This window comes from Streptomyces xylophagus, assembly GCF_000716435.1.
GTDB lineage: Bacteria > Actinomycetota > Actinomycetes > Streptomycetales > Streptomycetaceae > Streptomyces > Streptomyces xylophagus.
Genome location: NZ_JNWO01000023.1, coordinates 45,142 through 63,684, shown reverse-complemented (window position 1 = coordinate 63,684; position 18,543 = coordinate 45,142). Strand labels below are relative to the sequence as shown.

Sequence of the window (18,543 nt, the reverse complement as noted above, 5' to 3'; positions counted from 1 at the left end):
ACCGGCTCCCTGCGCCCCCGTCCCACTCGCAGTCCCGGTCCCGACCCCTATATCCAGTCCTCGGGCTCCGGCTCCGCATCCATCTCCGGCCAGTAGTCCGCGCCGGGGTCAACGTCCTTCGCCGCCCGGCCAGGAGCGGGTGCCGACGCCTGCGCCTGCACGGGCACGGGCACGGGCACCGGCACCGGCACCGGCGCCACGGCCGGAGCCTCGCCCAGCCCCGCCAGCACCCCGATCACGCCCTCCCCGTACGTCGCCAGCTTCTTCTCGCCGACCCCGCTGATCTCCCCCAACTGCCCCACCGACGTGGGCCACACCGTCGTAATCTCCCGAAGCGTGGCGTCATGGAAGATGACGTACGCCGGAACCCCCTGCTCACGGGCCTGTTCCGCACGCCACGCGCGCAGGGCCTCGAAGGCGGGCTGCAGCGCCTCGGGCAGTTCGACCGCCGCGGCCTTGGCCTTGCGTTCGCCCCGGCCCGAGGACGACGATCCCGACCGCGCACCCGCCGGCTTCTTCGGCTCCTTGCGCAGCGGTACCTCCCGCTCGCGCCGCAGCACGGTGCCGCTCGCCTCGGTGAGCACCAGCGTGCCGTACTCCCCCTCGACCGCGAGCAGCCCCTGTGCCAGCAACTGCCGTACGACGCCCCGCCATTCACCCTCGGCGAGGTCCTCGCCGATGCCGAACACGGACAGCTGGTCGTGGTCGAACTGGATCACCTTGGCCGTGCGCCGCCCCATGAGGATGTCGACGATCTGCACGGCGCCGAACTTCTGGCCCCGCTCCCGCTGCAGCCGCACCACCGTCGACAGCACCTTCTGCGCGGCGACCGTGCCGTCCCAGGTCTCCGGCGGGGTCAGGCAGGTGTCGCAGTTGCCGCAGGCCGCCGCGTCCGGGTCCTGGCCGAAGTAGGCGAGCAGTTGACCGCGCCGGCACTGCGCGGTCTCGCAGAGCGCGAGCATGGCCTCCAGGTGGGCGGCGGCCCGGCGGCGGAACGCCTCGTCGCCCTCGCTGGACTGGATCATCTTGCGCTGCTGTATGACGTCGTTCAGGCCGTACGCCATCCAGGCCGTGGAGGGTGATCCGTCACGCCCCGCACGCCCCGTCTCCTGGTAGTAGCCCTCCACCGACTTGGGCAGGTCGAGGTGGGCGACGAACCGTACGTCCGGCTTGTCGATGCCCATGCCGAAGGCGATGGTCGCGACGACGATCAGCCCGTCCTCGCGCAGGAACCTGGACTGGTGCGCCGCGCGCGTGCCCGAGTCGAGGCCCGCGTGGTACGGCACCGCCTCGATGCCGTTGCGGGACAGGAACTCGGCGGTCGCCTCCACGGACTTGCGCGACAGGCAGTACACGATGCCCGCGTCGCCCGCGTGCTCCTCGCGGAGGAAGTTCAGCAGCTGCTTCTTGGGGTCGGCCTTCGGCACGATCCGGTACTGGATGTTGGGCCGGTCGAAGCTCGCCACGAAGTGCCGGGCGTCCGGCATCTTCAGCCGCTGGGTGATCTCCTGGTGCGTCGCGTCCGTGGCCGTCGCCGTGAGGGCGATCCGCGGGACGTCGGGCCAGCGCTCGCCCAGCAGGGACAGGGACAGGTAGTCGGGGCGGAAGTCGTGGCCCCACGAGGACACACAGTGCGCCTCGTCGATCGCGAACACCGAGATCTTGCCGCGCGACAGCAGGTCCAGGGTGGACTCGAGCCGCAGCCGCTCCGGCGCGAGATAGATCAGGTCCAGCTCGCCGGCCAGGAACTCCGCCTCGACCACGCGCCGCTCGTCGAAGTCCTGCGTGGAGTTCATGAACCCGGCGCGCACACCGAGCGCCCGCAGCGCGTCCACCTGGTCCTGCATGAGCGCGATCAGCGGCGAGACGACGACTCCCGTGCCCGCTCTGACCAGGGACGGAATCTGGTAGCACAACGACTTGCCGCCACCGGTCGGCATGAGGACCACGGCGTCACCGCCGGCCACCACATGCTCGATGACCTCTTCCTGCGCGCCGCGGAAGCTGTCGTAGCCGAAGACGCGGTGGAGCGTGGCCAGTGCCTCGCTCTCGCCGTGTGCCGTCGGCGTCCGTACTTCGGTCGTCACAACCGTCCCGCCCATCCCGTGCATCGCTCGTCCCCCGTACGTCGTCCCTCGACCACTGCGTCCACGATAGGGCTCCGCGCTGACAGCGTCGGAGTTATCCACAGGCTGGTGACGGTGACGGGGTGTGGTCAGTCGAATGGCTGTCGTCACATGGCGCGACCGATACGGCCGGGACATGCTGCTCGGGCGGGACGGGGGAGGTCCGTCACGCCACCGAACGGACGGCGCGCCGTGTGTGCGGACGCCTCACGAAGTCCAAGGAGCCCCACCATGTCCCCTCGGCCACTGTCCCCTCGGCCCCCGTCCTCCCGACACCTGCCGGGCGCCGTCAAGGCCGCCGTCGCGGTGGCGACGGCCGCGGCCTTCGCGCTGACCGCCGCCCCGGCCCACGCCGCGTCCGACCCCGACCCGTCCGTGTGGACCACGCTCAGCAAGACGTACCAGGCCACCTCGAAGTACGGGTACGAGGGCTTCGCGGCGGGCGGCGGCTACGCACGCACCGACGTCTGTGTCGCCGACCCGACCGAGGGCGGCATGGGCTACCACTACGTCAACCCGGCGAACATCGACTCACTCGATCCGGCGAAACCGGCGGCCCTGCTGTACGCGGACGGGTTCAAGAGCGACTACGCGGACGGTTCCGAGTTCACCGACGGGCGCAAGCTGGTCGCGGTGGAGTGGGTGGTGAAGGACACGGGCCAGGCCGCGCCGACGCTGTTCGGGCAGACCTTCCAGAGTGGCCAGCTGCCCGGCTACTTCACCCTTCACGCCTGGATCTACAAGCCCAACTCCGCGGGCCTGTTCGCTGCGTGGAACCCCGAGGTCGTCTGCCCGACGGTCTGACCGCGCATACGTGAAGGCCCCGGCTCCCTTCGAGGGAACCGGGGCCTTCGCGCTGCGCTCAGCGGACGAAGACTCCCGCCTGGTTCGCCAGGTCCAGGAAGTACTGCGGGGCCACACCGAGGACGAGCGTGGCCGCGACGGCCACCCCGATCGTCGCCATGGTCAGCGGGGAGGGGACCGCGACGGTGGGGCCGTCGGGCCTCGGCTCGCTGAAGAACATGAGCACGATCACGCGGATGTAGAAGAACGCCGCGATGGCGGAGGAGAGCACACCGACCACGACCAGCGGGGCCGCGCCGCCGGCCGCCGCCGCCTTGAACACGGCGAACTTCCCCGCGAAGCCGGCCGTCAGCGGAATGCCCGCGAAGGACAGCAGGAACACCGCGAACACGGCCGCGACCAGCGGCGACCTCCGCCCGAGCCCCGCCCACTTCGACAGGTGCGTCGCCTCGCCGCCCGCGTCCCGTACGAGGGTGACGACCGCGAAGGCGCCGATCGTCACGAACGAGTAGGCGCCCAGGTAGAAGAGGACGGACGAGACGCCGTCCCGGGTGGTCGCGATGACACCCGCGAGGATGAAGCCCGCGTGCGCGATCGACGAGTACGCCAGGAGCCGCTTGATGTCGGTCTGGGTGATCGCGACGATCGCGCCGCCCAGCATGGTGATGATCGCCACGCCCCACATGACGGGCCGCCAGTCCCAGCGCAGGCCCGGCAGCACCACGTAGAGCAGCCGGAGCAGTGCTCCGAAGGCGGCCACCTTGGTCGCGGCGGCCATGAAGCCGGTGACCGGGGTGGGCGCGCCCTGGTAGACGTCGGGCGTCCACATGTGGAACGGGACCGCGCCCACCTTGAAGAGCAGGCCCATGACGATCATCGCGCCGCCGATGAGCAGCAGCGCGTCGTTGCCCATGGTGTCGGCGAGGGCCGGGTTGATGTTGGTGATCGAGCCGTCGACGACCTGCGCGATCGTGGCGTACGACATCGAGCCCGAGTAGCCGTAGAGCAGTGCGATGCCGAACAGGGTGAACGCGGAGGCGAAGGCGCCCAGGAGGAAGTACTTGACCGCGGCCTCCTGCGACAGGAGCCGCTTGCGGCGGGCCAGGGCGCACAGCAGGTAGAGCGGGAGCGAGAAGACTTCCAGGGCCACGAACAGGGTCAACAGGTCGTTGGCGGACGGGAAGACGAGCATGCCGGCGACCGCGAAGAGCAGGAGCGGGAACACCTCCGTGGTGGTGAACCCGGCCTTGACCGCGGCCTTCTCGCTGTCGCTGCCCGGCACGGACGCGCCCTGCGCGGCGAAGGAGTCGACCCGGTTGCCGTGCGCCTCGGGGTCGAGCCGCCGCTCCGCGAAGGTGAACAGGCCGACCAGTCCGGACAGCAGGATCACGCCCTGGAGGAACAGGGCAGGTCCGTCGACCGCGATCGCGCCCATCGCCGCGATGTGCGCCTTGGTGGTGCCGTACCCGTCCGCCGCGAGCGCCACGACCGCCGCGAAGGCGGCACAGAGCGCTACGGCGGACACGAACACCTGGGCGTAGTAACGGGACTTGCGCGGGACGAACGCCTCGACCAGCACCCCGATGAGCGCCGCACCGAGGATGATCAAGGTGGGCGACAATTGCGCGTACTCGATCTTCGGTGCGGGGATCTTCGCGATCGGGTCGGCCGCACCGGCCGCCGTTGTCCACAGGCTGTGGACGGCTGTTGCGCTCACTTGGCCGCCTCCACCGAGGGCTTGGGATCCTTCTTGTGTACGTCGGACATGGTCTGTTTGACCGCCGGGTTCACGATGTCCGTGACAGGCTTCGGGTAGACGCCCAGGAAGATCAACAGCACGATCAGCGGGGCGACGACCAGGAGTTCACGCGGTCGCAGGTCCGGCATCGCGGCGACCTCGGGCTTCACCGGGCCGGTCATCGTCCGCTGGTAGAGGACGAGGGTGTAGAGCGCGGCCAGGACGATGCCGAAGGTGGCGATGATCCCGATGGCCGGGTAGCGCGTGAACGTGCCGACCAGGACCAGGAATTCACTCACGAAGGGCGCGAGCCCCGGCAGCGACAGGGTCGCGAGGCTGCCGATCAGGAAGGTGCCCGCAAGCACCGGGGCCACTTTCTGCACCCCTCCGTAGTCGGCGATCAGACGCGAGCCGCGCCGCGAGATCAGGAAGCCGGCGACCAGCATCAACGCGGCCGTGGAAATACCGTGGTTGACCATGTAGAGCGTCGCGCCGGACTGGCCCTGGCTGGTCATCGCGAAGATGCCCAGCACGATGAACCCGAAGTGCGAGATCGACGCGTACGCCACCAACCGCTTGATGTCCCGCTGCCCGACCGCGAGCAACGCCCCGTAGATGATGCTGATCAGGGCGAGGACCAGGATGACGGGCGTCGCCCACTTGCTCGCCTCCGGGAACAGCTGGAGGCAGAAACGGAGCATCGCGAACGTGCCCACCTTGTCGACGACCGCCGTGATCAGCACGGCGACCGGTGCGGTCGCCTCGCCCATCGCGTTGGGCAGCCAGGTGTGCAGCGGCCACAGGGGCGCCTTCACCGCGAAGGCGAAGAAGAAGCCCAGGAACAGCCAGCGTTCGGTGTTGGTCGCCATGTGCAGCGAACCGTTGGCCCGTGCCTGCGCGATCTCCGCGAGCGAGAAGTTCCCGGCCACTACGTAGAGGCCGATCACGGCCGCCAGCATGATGAGCCCGCCGACCAGGTTGTAGAGCAGGAACTTGACGGCTGCGTACGACCGTTGGGTGGCCGCCGCCTCGTCGCCGTGCTCGTGCGCGCTGTCCCCGAAGCCGCCGATGAGGAAGTACATCGGGATCAGCATGGCTTCGAAGAAGATGTAGAAGAGGAAGACGTCGGTGGCCTCGAAGGAGATGATCACCATCGCCTCCACCGCAAGGATGAGGGCGAAGAAGCCCTGGGTGGGCCGCCAGCGCTTGTTGCCCGTCTCCAGGGGGTCGGCGTCGTGCCAGCCCGCGAGGATGATGAACGGGATCAGCAGGGCGGTGAGCGCGATGAGCGCGACCGCGATGCCGTCCACACCCAGCTCGTAGCGGACCCCGAAGTCGGCGATCCAGGCGTGGGACTCGGTGAGTTGATAGCGGTCGCCGCCCGGGTCGAACCGCACCAGGACGACGATGCCCAGCGCGAGCGTCGCCAGCGAGACGAACAGCGCCAGCCATTTCGCGGCGGTGCGCCGGGCGGCCGGGACGGCGGCCGTGGCGACCGCCCCGAGGGCCGGGAGCGCCGCCGTCGCTGTCAGGAGGGGAAAGGACATCGGTATCAGACCGCCCTCATCAGCAGGGTCGCGGCGACGAGGATGGCCGCACCGCCGAACATCGAGACCGCGTACGACCGCGCGTAGCCGTTCTGCAGCTTGCGCAGCCTTCCGGAGAGGCCGCCCATGGAGGCCGCCGTGCCGTTGACGACGCCGTCGACCAGGGTGTGGTCGACGTAGACCAGGGAGCGGGTGAGGTGCTCGCCGCCGCGCACCAGGACGACGTGGTTGAAGTCGTCCTGGAGGAGGTCGCGGCGGGCGGCCCGGGTGAGCAGTGAGCCGCGCGGGGCGACGGCCGGGACCGGGCGGCGGCCGTACTGCGCCCAGGCGATCCCGACGCCGACGACGAGCACCACCATGGTGGCCAGGGTGACCGTCAGGGCGCTGACCGGGGAGTTGCCCTCCTCGTGGCCGGTGATGGGCTCCAGCCAGTGCAGGAAGCGGTCGCCGATGCCGAAGATGCCGCCGGCGAAGACCGATCCGAAGGCCAGCACGATCATCGGGATCGTCATCGTCCTCGGGGACTCGTGCGGGTGCGGCTCGTGGCCGTTCTCGTCGGGCTGCCAGCGCTTCTCGCCGAAGAAGGTCATCAGCATCACGCGCGTCATGTAGAACGCCGTGATGGCCGCGCCCAGCAGGGCCGCGCCGCCGAGGATCCAGCCCTCGGTGCCGCCCTTGGCGAAGGCCGCCTCGATGATCTTGTCCTTGGAGAAGAAGCCGGACAGGCCCGGGAAGCCGATGATGGCGAGGTAGCCGAGGCCGAAGGTGATGAAGGTGACCGGCATGTACTTCCTGAGGCCGCCGTACTTCCTCATGTCGACCTCGTCGTTCATGCCGTGCATGACGGAGCCGGCGCCGAGGAAGAGCCCGGCCTTGAAGAAGCCGTGCGTCACCAGGTGCATGATCGCGAAGACGTAGCCGATGGGGCCGAGGCCCGCGGCGAGCACCATGTAGCCGATCTGCGACATGGTCGAGCCCGCGAGGGCCTTCTTGATGTCGTCCTTCGCGCAACCGACGATCGCACCGAAGAGGAGCGTGACGGCACCGACGACGGTGACGACGAGTTGCGCGTCCGGCGCCGCGTTGAAGATCGCTCCGGAGCGGACGATCAGGTACACGCCCGCGGTCACCATGGTCGCCGCGTGGATGAGGGCCGAGACCGGGGTCGGGCCCTCCATCGCGTCGCCGAGCCAGGACTGCAGCGGCACCTGGGCGGACTTGCCGCAGGCGGCGAGCAGCAGCATCAGGGCGATGCCCGTGAGCTTGCCCTCGGAGGCGTCACCGACGTGGCTGAGGACCGGGCCGAAGGCGAAGGTCCCGAACGTCGTGAACATCAGCATGATGGCGATCGACAGGCCCATGTCGCCGACCCGGTTGACCAGGAAGGCCTTCTTCGCGGCGGTCGCCGCGCTGGGCTTGTGCTGCCAGAAGCCGATCAGCAGGTAGGAGGCGAGACCGACGCCCTCCCAACCGACGTACAGCAGCAGGTAGTTGTCGGCGAGGACGAGGATCAGCATCGCCGCGAGGAACAGGTTCAGATAGCCGAAGAAGCGGCGGCGGCGCTCGTCGTGCTCCATGTACCCGACCGAGTACAGGTGGATCAGCGAGCCGACACCGGTGATCAGCAGGACGAAGGTCATCGACAGCTGGTCGAGGCGGAAGGTGACGTCCGCCTGGAAGCCCTCGACGGGGACCCAGGTCCACAGGTGCTGCATGAGCGTCCGGTGCTCGGCGTTCTTCCCCAGCAGGTCGGTGAAGAGCACGACACCGATCACGAAGGAGGCGGACGACAGCGCTGTGCCGATCCAGTGGCCGACGGCATCGAGCCGCCGACCGCCGCACAGCAGTACGACCGCTCCGAGCAGAGGCGCCGCTACCAGCAGCGCAATCAGGTTCTCCACGATTCAGCGACCCCTCAGAGCTTCATCAGGCTGGCGTCGTCGACCGAGGCCGAGTGGCGGGAACGGAACAGCGACACGATGATCGCGAGCCCGACCACGACCTCCGCGGCGGCGACGACCATCGTGAAGAAGGCGATGACCTGGCCGTCGAGATTGCCGTGCATCCGGGAGAAGGTGACGAACGCGAGGTTGCAGGCGTTGAGCATCAGCTCGATGCACATGAAGACGACGATCGCGTTCCGCCTGATCAGCACGCCGGTGGCGCCGATCGTGAACAACAGGGCGGAGAGATAGAGGTAGTTGACGGGGTTCACTTCGACGCCTCCTCGGTCCGCTGGAGGTTCGCCGGCTCGATCTCGGTCCGCTCCAGGCGCTCCTCGGCGCGCTGCTCCAGGGCCCGCAGGTCGTTGAGCGCCTCGCTGGACACGTCACGGATCTGGCCGCGGTCGCGGAGCGTCTTGCTCACCGTGAGCTCGGACGGGGTGCCGTCGGGCAACAGGCCCTGGACGTCCACCGCGTTGTGTCGGGCGTAGACACCGGGCGCCGGGAGCGGCGGGACGTGCTTGCCCTCGCGGACGCGCTGTTCGGACAGCTCGCGCTGGGTCTTGGGCCGCTCGGTGCGCTCGCGGTGGGTGAGCACCATGGCGCCGACGGCGGCCGTGATCAGCAGGGCGCCGGTGATCTCGAAGGCGAAGACGTACTTGGTGAAGATGAGGGTGGCCAGGCCCTCCACGTTGCCGTTCGCGTTGGCCGTGGCCAGGCCGTCGAACTGGCTGAGGGAGGCGTTGCCGATGCCCGCGAACAGCAGGATGCCGAAGCCGAGCCCACAGAGAAGGGCCAGCCAGCGCTGGCCCTTGATGGTCTCCGTCAGGGAGTCCGCCGCCGTGACGCCGACCAGCATCACCACGAACAGGAACAGCATCATGATCGCGCCGGTGTAGACGACGATCTGCACGATGCCCAGGAAGTAGGCGCCGTTGGCGAGGTAGAAGACCGCCAGGACGATCATGGTCCCGGCGAGGGAGAGGGCACTGTGCACGGCCCTCCTCATGAGGACGGTGGACAGGGCGCCGATCACCGCGACCGTGCCGAGGACCCAGAACTGGAAGGCCTCGCCGGTGGAGGTGGAGTAGGCGGCGGCGAACTGCGGACTCATGCGCCCACCCCCTCTTCCTTCTCTTCCTTGGGCTTCTCGCCCTTGGAGACGGCTACTTGGGGCACCGTGCCGGGTGCGGCCTCCGTCACCAGGCCCCGGTAGTAGTCCTGCTCGTCCATCCCCGGGTAGATGGCGTGCGGGCTGTCGACCATGGTGTCGTCGAGGCCGGCCAGCAGCTGTTCCTTGGTGTAGATGAGGTTGGCGCGGCTGGTGTCGGCCAGCTCGAACTCGTTGGTCATCGTCAACGCGCGCGTGGGGCACGCCTCGATGCACAGGCCGCACAGGATGCAGCGGGCGTAGTTGATCTGGTAGACGCGGCCGTACCGCTCGCCCGGCGAGTAGCGCTCCTCGTCGGTGTTGTCGGCGCCCTCCACATAGATGGCGTCGGCGGGGCAGGCCCAGGCGCACAGCTCGCAGCCGATGCACTTCTCCAGGCCGTCCGGATGGCGGTTGAGCTGGTGCCGTCCGTGGAACCGGGGGGCGGTGGTCTTCTCCTGCTCCGGGTACTGCTCGGTCAGCCGCTTCTTGAACATGGCCTTGAAGGTCACGCCGAAGCCGGCCACGGGGTTCTGGAAACCGGGTTTGGTCTCCTTGGGCTCCTCAGCCATCGGACGCCTCCTTTCCATCCAGAGATCCGTCACTGCCAGTATCCGAGCCACCACTGACAATCAGCTCCCGCTCGCGTCGCGAGGGGCGCCGCGGCACCGGTGGCAACTCCTGTCCCGGCAGCGGCGGTACGGGGAATCCGCCCGCCATCGCGTCGAACCCGGCGGGTTCCTCGGCGGCCCGCGCGTCCTCGTTCGCCTTCTGGCGGAACATGTCCGCGATGAAGGACAGCAACAGCAGGACGAGCACACCGCCGCCGATGTAGAGGGCGATGTCGGCGAAGTCGTAGTTCTCGTTCTTGAGGGTCCGTACGGTCGCGACGAGCATCAGCCAGACCACGGAGACCGGGATGAGAACCTTCCAGCCGAGCTTCATCAACTGGTCGTAGCGCACGCGCGGGAGGGTGCCGCGCAGCCAGATGAAGAAGAACAGCAGCAGCTGGACCTTGACGACGAACCAGAGCATCGGCCACCAGCCGTGGTTCGCGCCCTCCCAGAAGGAGCTGATCGGCCACGGGGCCCGCCAGCCGCCCAGGAAGAGCGTGGTCGACACCGCGGAGACCGTCACCATGTTCACGTACTCGGCGAGCATGAACAGCGCGAACTTGATGGACGAGTACTCGGTGTTGAAGCCGCCGACCAGGTCGCCCTCGGACTCCGGCATGTCGAAGGGGGCGCGGTTGGTCTCGCCGACCATCGTGATGACGTAGATGATGAAGGAGACCGGCAGCAGGATGATGTACCAGCGGTCGTGCTGTTGTTCAACGATCGTCGACGTGGACATCGACCCGGAGTAGAGGAACACCGAGGCGAACGCGGCGCCCATGGCGATCTCGTAGGAGATCATCTGGGCGCAGGAGCGCAGGCCGCCGAGGAGCGGGTAGGTGGAGCCGGAGCTCCAGCCCGCCAGGACGATGCCGTAGATGCCGACCGAGGCGACCGCGAGGATGTAGAGCATCGCGATCGGCAGGTCGGTGAGCTGCATCGTGGTGCGGTGGCCGAAGATCGAGACCTCGTTGTCGGCGGGCCCGAAGGGGATGACCGCGATCGCCATGAAGGCCGGGACGGCCGCGACGATCGGCGCGAGGATGTAGATCACCTTGTCCGCGCGCTTGACGATCAGGTCTTCCTTGAGCATCAGCTTCACGCCGTCGGCGAGCGACTGGAGCATGCCCCAGGGGCCGTGCCGGTTGGGGCCGATGCGCAGCTGCATCCAGGCGACGACCTTGCGTTCCCAGACGATCGAGAACAGCACGGTGATCATCAGGAACGCGAAGCAGAACACCGCCTTGACGACGACCAGCCACCAGGGGTCGCGGCCAAACATCGAGAGGTCTTCGGCAGCGAGGTACGGGTACGGGCTCATGCCTCCACCTCCTTGGGGGCATCGCCCGCGAGCGTGGCCGGGCCGATGCGGACGAGTGCGCCGGGCAGCGCCCCGGTGTCGGAGGCGACGCCCCCGCCGGTGGAGTTCAGCGGGAGCCAGACCACCCGGTCGGGCATCTCGGTGATCCGCAGCGGGAGTTCGACGGTTCCGGAGCTGCCGGTCACGGCGAGGGTGTCGCCGTTCTTCACGCCCGCCTCGGCGGCCGTGGCGGCCGACACGCGCGCGTGGGCAGCGTGCCGGGTACCGGCGAGCGCTTCGTCGCCCTCCTGGAGCACACCCTGGTCGAGCAGCAGCCGGTGCCCGGCGAGCACGGCCTCCCCGGCGGCCGGCCGGGGCAGCACGCCCGCGGTCTCCAGCGGTTCGGTGGCCCGCGGCCCGTCCCAGGCACCGAGCCGGTCCAACTCCGCGCGCGTGGTGCGCAGATCGGGCAGACCCAGGTGTACGTCCATGGCGTCGGCCAGCATCTGCAGGACACGCGCGTCGGTCGGGGCGAGGTGCCTGGTCATCTGGTCGGGCTTGAGCGCGGCGTCGAAGAAGCGGACCCTGCCTTCCCAGTTGAGGAAGGCGCCCGCCTTCTCCGGGACCGCCGCGACCGGCAGGACGACATCGGCGTGCTCGGTGATCTCGCTGGGCCGCAGTTCGAGCGACACCAGGAAGCCCACTTCGTCGAGTGCCGCACGCGTGCGTGCCGGATCGGGCAGGTCACCCGCCTCCACACCGGCGACGAGCAGCGCCCGCAGTTCACCGCCGGCGGCAGCCTCGACGATCTGGCCGGCGTCGCGGCCGTAGCGGTGCGGGAGTTCGGCGACGCCCCAGGCGACGGCGACCTCCTCACGCGCGCGGGGATCGGTGGCCGGACGCCCGCCCGGCAGCAGCGACGGCAGCGCACCCGCCTCGATCGCCCCGCGCTCCCCGGCCCGGCGCGGAATCCACACCAGTTCGGCACCGGTCGCGGACGCGGCCCGTACGGCGGCCGTGAGGCCCCCGGCGACGGCGGCCAGCCGCTCGCCGACGACGATCACCGCGCCCTCGGTGCGCAGCGCCTCGGAGGCACGCGCTCCGTCGTCCTCCAGGCCGACCCCGCTGGCGAGCGCGTCCAGCCACTCGGTCTCGGTGCCGGGAGCGGCCGGCAGCAGGACGCCGCCCGCTTTCTCCAGTCCGCGTGTGGCGTGCGTGGCGAGCGAGAACACCCGCTGCCCGTGCGTGCGCGAGGCCTTGCGCAGCCGCAGGAAGACGCCGGGCGCCTCCTCCTCGGACTCGAACCCGACCAGCAGAACGGCGGGCGCCTTCTCCAGGGAGGTGTACGTGACGCCCTTGCCGTCGAGGTCCCGGCCGCGGCCGGCCACCCGGGCGGCCAGGAAGTCGGCCTCCTCGCTGCTGTGCACGCGCGCGCGGAAGTCGATGTCGTTCGTGTCGAGCGCCACGCGCGCGAACTTGCTGTACGCGTAGGCGTCCTCGATGGTGAGGCGGCCGCCGGTCAGGACACCGGTCCGGCCGCGCGAGGCGAGCAGTCCCTGCGCGGCGATCTGCAGCGCCTCCGGCCAGGAGGCCGGGACGAGTTCGCCCTCGGGGTTGCGGATCAGCGGCGTCTCCAGCCGGTCGCGCTGCTGCGCGTACCGGAAGGCGAAGCGCCCCTTGTCGCAGATCCACTCCTCGTTGACCTCGGGGTCCACGGCCGCCAGGCGCCGCATGACCTTGCCGCGCCGGTGATCGGTGCGGGTCGCGCAGCCGCCGGAGCAGTGTTCGCACACGGAGGGCGTGGAGACCAGGTCGAAGGGGCGGGAGCGGAATCGGTACGCCGCCGAGGTGAGCGCGCCCACCGGGCAGATCTGGATGGTGTTCCCGGAGAAGTACGACTCGAAGGGGTCGCCCTCACCGGTGCCGACCTGTTGCAGCGAGCCCCGCTCCAGCAGCTCGATCATCGGGTCGCCCGCGATCTGGTTGGAGAAGCGGGTGCAGCGGGCGCACAGCACGCACCGCTCGCGGTCGAGCAGCACCTGGGTGGAGATCGGGACGGGCTTCTCGTAGGTCCGCTTCTTGCCTTCGAAGCGGGACTCGGCGTTGCCGTGGGACATCGCCTGGTTCTGCAGGGGGCACTCGCCGCCCTTGTCGCAGACCGGGCAGTCCAGCGGGTGGTTGATGAGGAGCAGTTCCATCACACCGTGCTGGGCCTTCTCGGCCACGGGCGAGCTGAGTTGGGTCTTGACGACCATGCCGTCCGTGCACGTGATCGTGCAGGACGCCATCGGTTTGCGCTGACCCTCGACCTCGACGATGCACTGACGGCAGGCGCCGACCGGGTCGAGGAGAGGGTGGTCGCAGAACCGGGGGATCTCGATGCCGAGTTGCTCGGCGGCGCGGATGACCAGAGTGCCCTTGGGCACACTGATCTCGGCGCCGTCGATGGTCAGCGAGACGAGATCCTCCGGCGGGACCGCCGCCTCTCCCCCACCCGAGGGAGCGCTCGTGGTCACCGTCATGCGTTCACCTCCGTGCGGTCGGCCCAGGCCGTGGACTTGGCCGGGTCGAAGGGGCAGCCCCGGCCCGTGATGTGCTGCTCGTACTCCTCGCGGAAGTACTTGAGCGAGGAGAAGATCGGCGAGGCGGCGCCGTCGCCGAGGGCGCAGAAGGACTTGCCGTTGATGTTGTCGGCGATGTCGTTCAGCTTGTCGAGGTCGGACATCGCGCCCTTGCCGGCCTCGATGTCGCGCAGCAACTGCACGAGCCAGTACGTCCCTTCGCGGCACGGTGTGCACTTGCCGCAGGACTCGTGGGCGTAGAACTCGGTCCAGCGGGTGACGGCACGCACGACGCAGGTCGTCTCGTCGAAACACTGCAGAGCTTTTGTGCCGAGCATGGAACCCGCGGCACCCACTCCTTCGTAATCAAGAGGGACGTCGAGGTGCTCGTCGGTGAACATCGGCGTGGAGGACCCGCCCGGCGTCCAGAACTTGAGGCGATGTCCGGCACGCATCCCGCCGCTCATGTCGAGCAGTTGACGGAGTGTGATGCCGAGCGGCGCCTCGTACTGACCGGGACTGGTGACATGGCCGCTGAGCGAGTAGAGCGTGAAGCCCGGGGACTTCTCGCTGCCCATCGACCTGAACCATTCCTTGCCTTTTTGCAGAATCGCGGGAACTGACGCGATCGACTCGACGTTATTCACCACAGTCGGGCACGCATAGAGGCCCGCGACGGCAGGGAAAGGGGGACGGAGCCGCGGTTGACCACGGCGGCCTTCGAGCGAGTCGAGCAGTGCGGTCTCCTCACCGCAGATGTACGCGCCCGCACCCGCGTGCACGGTGAGCTGCAGGTCCAGGCCACTGCCCAGGACGTTCTCGCCGAGGTAGCCCGCCGCGTAGGCCTCACGCACGGCCTCGTGCAACCGCCGCAATACGGGGACGACTTCACCACGCAGATAGATGAAGGCATGCGAAGACCTGATGGCATAACACGCGATGACAATGCCCTCGATGAGGCTGTGCGGGTTCGCGAAGAGGAGCGGGATGTCCTTACAGGTCCCAGGCTCCGACTCGTCGGCGTTGACAACTAGATAGTGCGGTTTTCCATCCCCTTGGGGAATGAATTGCCATTTCATTCCGGTGGGAAAGCCGGCGCCACCGCGACCGCGCAGACCGGAGTCCTTCACATACGCGATGAGGTCGTCCGGCGACATGGCGAGCGCCTTGCGGAGCCCCTCGTATCCCTCGTGCCTTCGGTACGTGTCCAGAGTCCAGGACTCGTCCTCGTCCCAGAAGGCCGACAGCACGGGTGCGAGCAGCTTCTCGGGGCTGTGGTCTTTCAGTTCGGGTGCCAAGGTCATCACTCCCCCTCCTCGGCGACAGGCCCCGCCGGGTGGGCGGGGTCGGAGGCCGACGTGTCCTGCGGCGCATCGTGCGAACTGAGGTGCTCGGCCGGCGACTGATCCTGCGGCGCTGTGGAGCCGCGCGGATGGACCACGCGCGCGGGTGCGGTCTCTCCCCTGGCCAGGCGGAGGCCCACCAGCGACGCGGGTCCCGCACCGCCGCTCGCCTCGACGGCCCCGGGCCGCTCGTCGGGGAAGCCGGCGAGGATCCGCGCGGTCTCCTTGAAGGTGCACATCGGCGCCCCGCGCGTGGGCTCCACGGGTGCGCCCGAGCGCAGGTCGTCGACGAGGCGCCGGGCGCTGGCGGGGGTCTGGTTGTCGAAGAACTCCCAGTTGACCATCACCACCGGCGCGAAGTCGCAGGCCGCGTTGCACTCGATGTGCTCCAGGGTGACCTTGCCGTCGCCGGTGGTCTCACCGTTGCCGATGCCCAGGTGCTCCTGGAGGGACTCGAAGATGGCGTCGCCGCCCATCACCGCGCACAGCGTGTTGGTGCAGACGCCGACCTGGTAGTCGCCGCTCGGGCGGCGCCGGTACATGGAGTAGAAGGTCGCCACGGCGGCGACCTCGGCCGTCGTCAGGCCCAGCAGGGTCGCGCAGAACTGCTGTCCTGTGCGCGTGACATGACCCTCCTCCGCCTGCACGAGATGCAGCAACGGCAGGAGGGCCGAGCGGGAGTCCGGGTAGCGGGCGATGATCTCCCGCCCGTCGGCCTCCAGCCGGGCCCGGACGTCGTCCGGGTAGGCGGGCGCGGGCAGTTGGGGCATGCCCAGACTGACGCCCTGCTCCGAAGAACTGGTGGTCACCGGTCGACGCCTCCCATCACGGGGTCGATGGACGCGACGGCGACGATGACGTCGGCGACCTGGCCGCCCTCGCACATCGCCGCCATGGCCTGAAGGTTGGTGAAGGACGGGTCCCTGAAGTGGACCCGGTAGGGGCGGGTGCCTCCGTCGGACACGGCGTGCACCCCGAGTTCGCCCTTGGGCGACTCGACCGCCGCGTACGCCTGTCCCGGCGGGACGCGGAAGCCTTCGGTCACCAGCTTGAAGTGGTGGATCAGGGCCTCCATGGAGGTGCCCATGATCTGCTTGATGTGGTCGAGCGAGTTGCCCAACCCGTCCGGCCCGAGGGCGAGTTGGGCGGGCCAGGCGATCTTCTTGTCGGCGACCATGACCGGGCCGGGCTGCAGCCGGTCCAGGCACTGCTCGACGATCCTCAGCGACTGGCGCATCTCCTCCAGGCGGATGAGGAAGCGGCCGTAGGAGTCGCAGGTGTCGGCGGTCGGGATGTCGAAGTCGTACGTCTCGTAGTCGCAGTACGGCTGCGACTTGCGCAGGTCGTGCGGGAGGCCGGTGGAGCGCAGGATCGGGCCGGTGGCGCCGAGGGCCATGCAGCCGGCCAGGTCGAGGTAACCGACGTCCTGCATACGGGCCTTGAAGATGGGGTTCCCGGTGGCGAGCTTGTCGTACTCCGGGAGGTTCTTCTTCATCTTCTTCACGAACTCGCGGATCTGGTCCACCGCGCCGGGCGGCAGATCCTGGGCGAGTCCGCCGGGGCGGATGTACGCGTGGTTCATCCGCAGGCCCGTGATGAGCTCGTAGATGTCGAGAATCATTTCACGATCACGGAATCCGTAGATCATGATCGTGGTGGCGCCGAGTTCCATACCGCCGGTGGCGATGCACACCAGGTGGGAGGACATCCGGTTCAGCTCCATCAGGAGCACCCGGATGATCTTCGCCCGCTCGGTGATCTGGTCCTCGACGCCGAGGAGTTTCTCGACGGCGAGACAGTAGGCCGTCTCGTTGAAGAAGGACGTCAGGTAGTCCATGCGCGTCACGAACGTGGTGCCCTGCGTCCACGTGCGGTATTCGAGGTTCTTCTCGATACCGGTGTGGAGGTAGCCGATGCCGCAGCGGGCTTCGGTGACCGTCTCGCCGTCGATCTCCAGGATGAGGCGGAGCACACCGTGCGTGGAGGGGTGCTGGGGCCCCATGTTGACGATGATGCGCTCGTCGTCGGCCTTGGCCGCGGACTGGACGACCTCGTCCCAGTCGCCACCGGTGACCGTATATACGGTGCCCTCTGTGGTCTCGCGAGGGGATGCCTGGGAAGTGCTCACGAGTACGACCTCCGCTGGTCCGGAGCCGGGATCTGGGCGCCCTTGTACTCGACGGCGATGCCGCCGAGGGGGTAGTCCTTGCGCTGCGGGTGGCCCTGCCAGTCGTCCGGCATCATGATCCGCGTCAGGGCCGGGTGACCGTCGAAGACGATGCCGAAGAAGTCGTAGGTCTCGCGCTCGTGCCAGTCGTTGGTCGGATAGACCGGGACCAGTGACGGGATGTGCGGATCGCTGTCCGGGGCGCTGACTTCGAGGCGGATCAGCCGGTTGTGGGTGATCGAGCGCAGGTGGTAGACGGCGTGCAGCTCGCGGCCCTTGTCGTGCAGGTAGTGCACCGCGCTGACGCCGGTGCAGAGTTCGAAGCGCAGGGCCGGGTCGTCGCGCAGGGTGCGGGCGACGCGGAGCAGGTGCTCGCGTTCGATGTGGAAGGTGAGTTCACCGCGGTCGACGATCGTTTTTTCGATCGCGTTGTCGGGCAGCAGACCCTGTTCCTCCAGGGCGCCCTCCAGCTCGTCGGCGACCTCGTCGAACCAGCCGCCGTAGGGCCGGTTCGTCGCTCCCGGCAGGCGGACCGAGCGGACCAGGCCGCCGTAACCGGACGTGTCGCCACCGTTGTTGGCGCCGAACATGCCGCGCTGGACGCGGATCTCCTCGCCCTCGCCGCGCTGGCCGGGGAGGTTGGAGGCGCCCGGATCCTGCTCCGGGTCGGCTCCGTTGGTGCCGTTCGCGTCACTCACCGCAGCAGGCCCTTCATCTCGATGGTGGGCAGTGCCTTGAGCGCCGCCTCCTCCGCCTCGCGGGCAGCCTCCTCGGCGTTCACACCGAGCTTGGAGGTCTGGATCTTGTGGTGGAGCTTGAGGATCGCGTCCATCAGCATCTCGGGCCGTGGCGGGCAGCCCGGGAGATAGATGTCGACCGGGACGATGTGGTCGACGCCCTGCACGATCGCGTAGTTGTTGAACATGCCGCCCGACGAGGCGCAGACGCCCATGGAGATGACCCACTTGGGGTTCGGCATCTGGTCGTAGACCTGCCTCAGGACCGGCGCCATCTTCTGGCTGACCCGGCCCGCGACGATCATCAGGTCCGCCTGGCGGGGTGATCCGCGGAAGACCTCCATGCCGAAGCGCGCCAGGTCGTACCGTCCGGCGCCGGTCGTCATCATCTCGATGGCGCAGCAGGCGAGTCCGAACGTGGCCGGGAAGACGGACGCCTTGCGCACCCACCCCGCGGCCTGCTCGACGGTGGTCAGCAGGAAGCCGCTCGGCAGCTTTTCTTCGAGTCCCATG

At 68.8% G+C, this 18,543-nt stretch carries 15 protein-coding genes; 1 reads left to right on the top strand and 14 read right to left on the bottom strand.

What is annotated here, in order from left to right; translation table 11 throughout:
* Window positions 1–47: 47 nt before the first annotated feature.
* Entirely contained in the window at window positions 48–2,102 is a 2,055-nt protein-coding gene (gene recQ, locus OO70_RS38945; RefSeq protein WP_043682594.1) for a DNA helicase RecQ, read from the bottom strand.
* Between the two features lie 255 nt (window positions 2,103–2,357).
* On the opposite strand from recQ, the gene OO70_RS38940 reads away from it, so the two are divergent.
* Window positions 2,358–2,930 (top strand): hypothetical protein, encoded by a 573-nt coding sequence (locus OO70_RS38940; protein ID WP_043682591.1) that lies wholly within the window; start codon window positions 2,358–2,360, stop codon window positions 2,928–2,930.
* 58 nt (window positions 2,931–2,988) lie between these two features.
* On the opposite strand, the gene nuoN is transcribed toward OO70_RS38940, so the two are convergent.
* The 13 genes from nuoN to OO70_RS38875 are packed head-to-tail and all read right to left on the bottom strand — an operon-like array spanning window position 2,989 to window position 18,542.
* Entirely contained in the window at window positions 2,989–4,647 is a 1,659-nt protein-coding gene (gene nuoN, locus OO70_RS38935; RefSeq protein WP_043682588.1) for an NADH-quinone oxidoreductase subunit NuoN, read from the bottom strand.
* Window positions 4,644–6,215 carry an NADH-quinone oxidoreductase subunit M gene (locus OO70_RS38930; RefSeq protein ID WP_043682585.1) on the bottom strand — a complete coding sequence of 524 codons (1,572 nt, stop codon included), beginning with the start codon at window positions 6,213–6,215 and terminating at the stop codon, window positions 4,644–4,646. Before OO70_RS38930 ends, nuoN begins: the two co-directional genes overlap by 4 nt.
* 5 nt (window positions 6,216–6,220) lie before the next feature.
* Window positions 6,221–8,116, bottom strand: a complete 1,896-nt coding sequence (gene nuoL, locus OO70_RS38925) for an NADH-quinone oxidoreductase subunit L (protein ID WP_043682582.1) — start codon at window positions 8,114–8,116, stop codon at window positions 6,221–6,223.
* 14 nt (window positions 8,117–8,130) lie between these two features.
* Window positions 8,131–8,430: an NADH-quinone oxidoreductase subunit NuoK gene (nuoK, locus tag OO70_RS38920; protein WP_016437642.1), complete on the bottom strand. Its 300-nt coding sequence runs from the start codon at window positions 8,428–8,430 to the stop codon at window positions 8,131–8,133.
* Entirely contained in the window at window positions 8,427–9,272 is an 846-nt protein-coding gene (locus OO70_RS38915; RefSeq protein WP_043682578.1) for an NADH-quinone oxidoreductase subunit J, read from the bottom strand. The genes nuoK and OO70_RS38915 overlap by 4 nt, the downstream gene beginning before the upstream one ends.
* Window positions 9,269–9,880 carry an NADH-quinone oxidoreductase subunit NuoI gene (gene nuoI / locus OO70_RS38910; RefSeq protein WP_043682575.1) on the bottom strand — a complete coding sequence of 204 codons (612 nt, stop codon included), beginning with the start codon at window positions 9,878–9,880 and terminating at the stop codon, window positions 9,269–9,271. The genes OO70_RS38915 and nuoI overlap by 4 nt, the downstream gene beginning before the upstream one ends.
* Window positions 9,873–11,243, bottom strand: a complete 1,371-nt coding sequence (gene nuoH, locus OO70_RS38905; RefSeq protein WP_043682572.1) for an NADH-quinone oxidoreductase subunit NuoH — start codon at window positions 11,241–11,243, stop codon at window positions 9,873–9,875. The genes nuoI and nuoH overlap by 8 nt, the downstream gene beginning before the upstream one ends.
* A complete protein-coding gene (locus OO70_RS38900; RefSeq protein WP_043682570.1) occupies window positions 11,240–13,744 on the bottom strand; it encodes an NADH-quinone oxidoreductase subunit G in 2,505 nt (834 codons plus the stop codon). Before OO70_RS38900 ends, nuoH begins: the two co-directional genes overlap by 4 nt.
* Window positions 13,741–15,087 carry an NADH-quinone oxidoreductase subunit NuoF gene (nuoF, locus tag OO70_RS38895; RefSeq protein WP_043682568.1) on the bottom strand — a complete coding sequence of 449 codons (1,347 nt, stop codon included), beginning with the start codon at window positions 15,085–15,087 and terminating at the stop codon, window positions 13,741–13,743. Before nuoF ends, OO70_RS38900 begins: the two co-directional genes overlap by 4 nt.
* On the bottom strand, window positions 15,087–15,935 hold the full coding sequence (gene nuoE, locus OO70_RS38890) for an NADH-quinone oxidoreductase subunit NuoE (protein WP_043682565.1): 849 nt from the start codon (window positions 15,933–15,935) through the stop codon (window positions 15,087–15,089). Before nuoE ends, nuoF begins: the two co-directional genes overlap by 1 nt.
* Window positions 15,932–17,254, bottom strand: a complete 1,323-nt coding sequence (locus OO70_RS38885; protein WP_043682562.1) for an NADH-quinone oxidoreductase subunit D — start codon at window positions 17,252–17,254, stop codon at window positions 15,932–15,934. The genes nuoE and OO70_RS38885 overlap by 4 nt, the downstream gene beginning before the upstream one ends.
* Window positions 17,251–17,991, bottom strand: a complete 741-nt coding sequence (locus OO70_RS38880) for an NADH-quinone oxidoreductase subunit C (RefSeq protein WP_043682559.1) — start codon at window positions 17,989–17,991, stop codon at window positions 17,251–17,253. Before OO70_RS38880 ends, OO70_RS38885 begins: the two co-directional genes overlap by 4 nt.
* Entirely contained in the window at window positions 17,988–18,542 is a 555-nt protein-coding gene (locus OO70_RS38875) for a NuoB/complex I 20 kDa subunit family protein (RefSeq protein ID WP_023547484.1), read from the bottom strand. Before OO70_RS38875 ends, OO70_RS38880 begins: the two co-directional genes overlap by 4 nt.
* Window position 18,543: the final 1 nt, after the last annotated feature.

Excerpts from the sequence above, each read along its gene's own strand:
- OO70_RS38930 (WP_043682585.1), bottom strand. The coding sequence starts at position 6,215 with ATGTCCTTTCCCCTCCTGACAGCGACGGCGGCGCTCCCGGCCCTCGGG.
- OO70_RS38915 (WP_043682578.1), bottom strand. The coding sequence starts at position 9,272 with ATGAGTCCGCAGTTCGCCGCCGCCTACTCCACCTCCACCGGCGAGGCC.
- nuoH (WP_043682572.1), bottom strand. The coding sequence starts at position 11,243 with ATGAGCCCGTACCCGTACCTCGCTGCCGAAGACCTCTCGATGTTTGGC.
- OO70_RS38940 (WP_043682591.1), top strand. The coding sequence starts at position 2,358 with ATGTCCCCTCGGCCACTGTCCCCTCGGCCCCCGTCCTCCCGACACCTG.
- OO70_RS38900 (WP_043682570.1), bottom strand. The coding sequence starts at position 13,744 with ATGACGGTGACCACGAGCGCTCCCTCGGGTGGGGGAGAGGCGGCGGTC.
- recQ (WP_043682594.1), bottom strand. The coding sequence starts at position 2,102 with ATGGGCGGGACGGTTGTGACGACCGAAGTACGGACGCCGACGGCACAC.
- OO70_RS38875 (WP_023547484.1), bottom strand. The coding sequence starts at position 18,542 with ATGGGACTCGAAGAAAAGCTGCCGAGCGGCTTCCTGCTGACCACCGTC.
- nuoI (WP_043682575.1), bottom strand. The coding sequence starts at position 9,880 with ATGGCTGAGGAGCCCAAGGAGACCAAACCCGGTTTCCAGAACCCCGTG.
- nuoF (WP_043682568.1), bottom strand. The coding sequence starts at position 15,087 with ATGACCTTGGCACCCGAACTGAAAGACCACAGCCCCGAGAAGCTGCTC.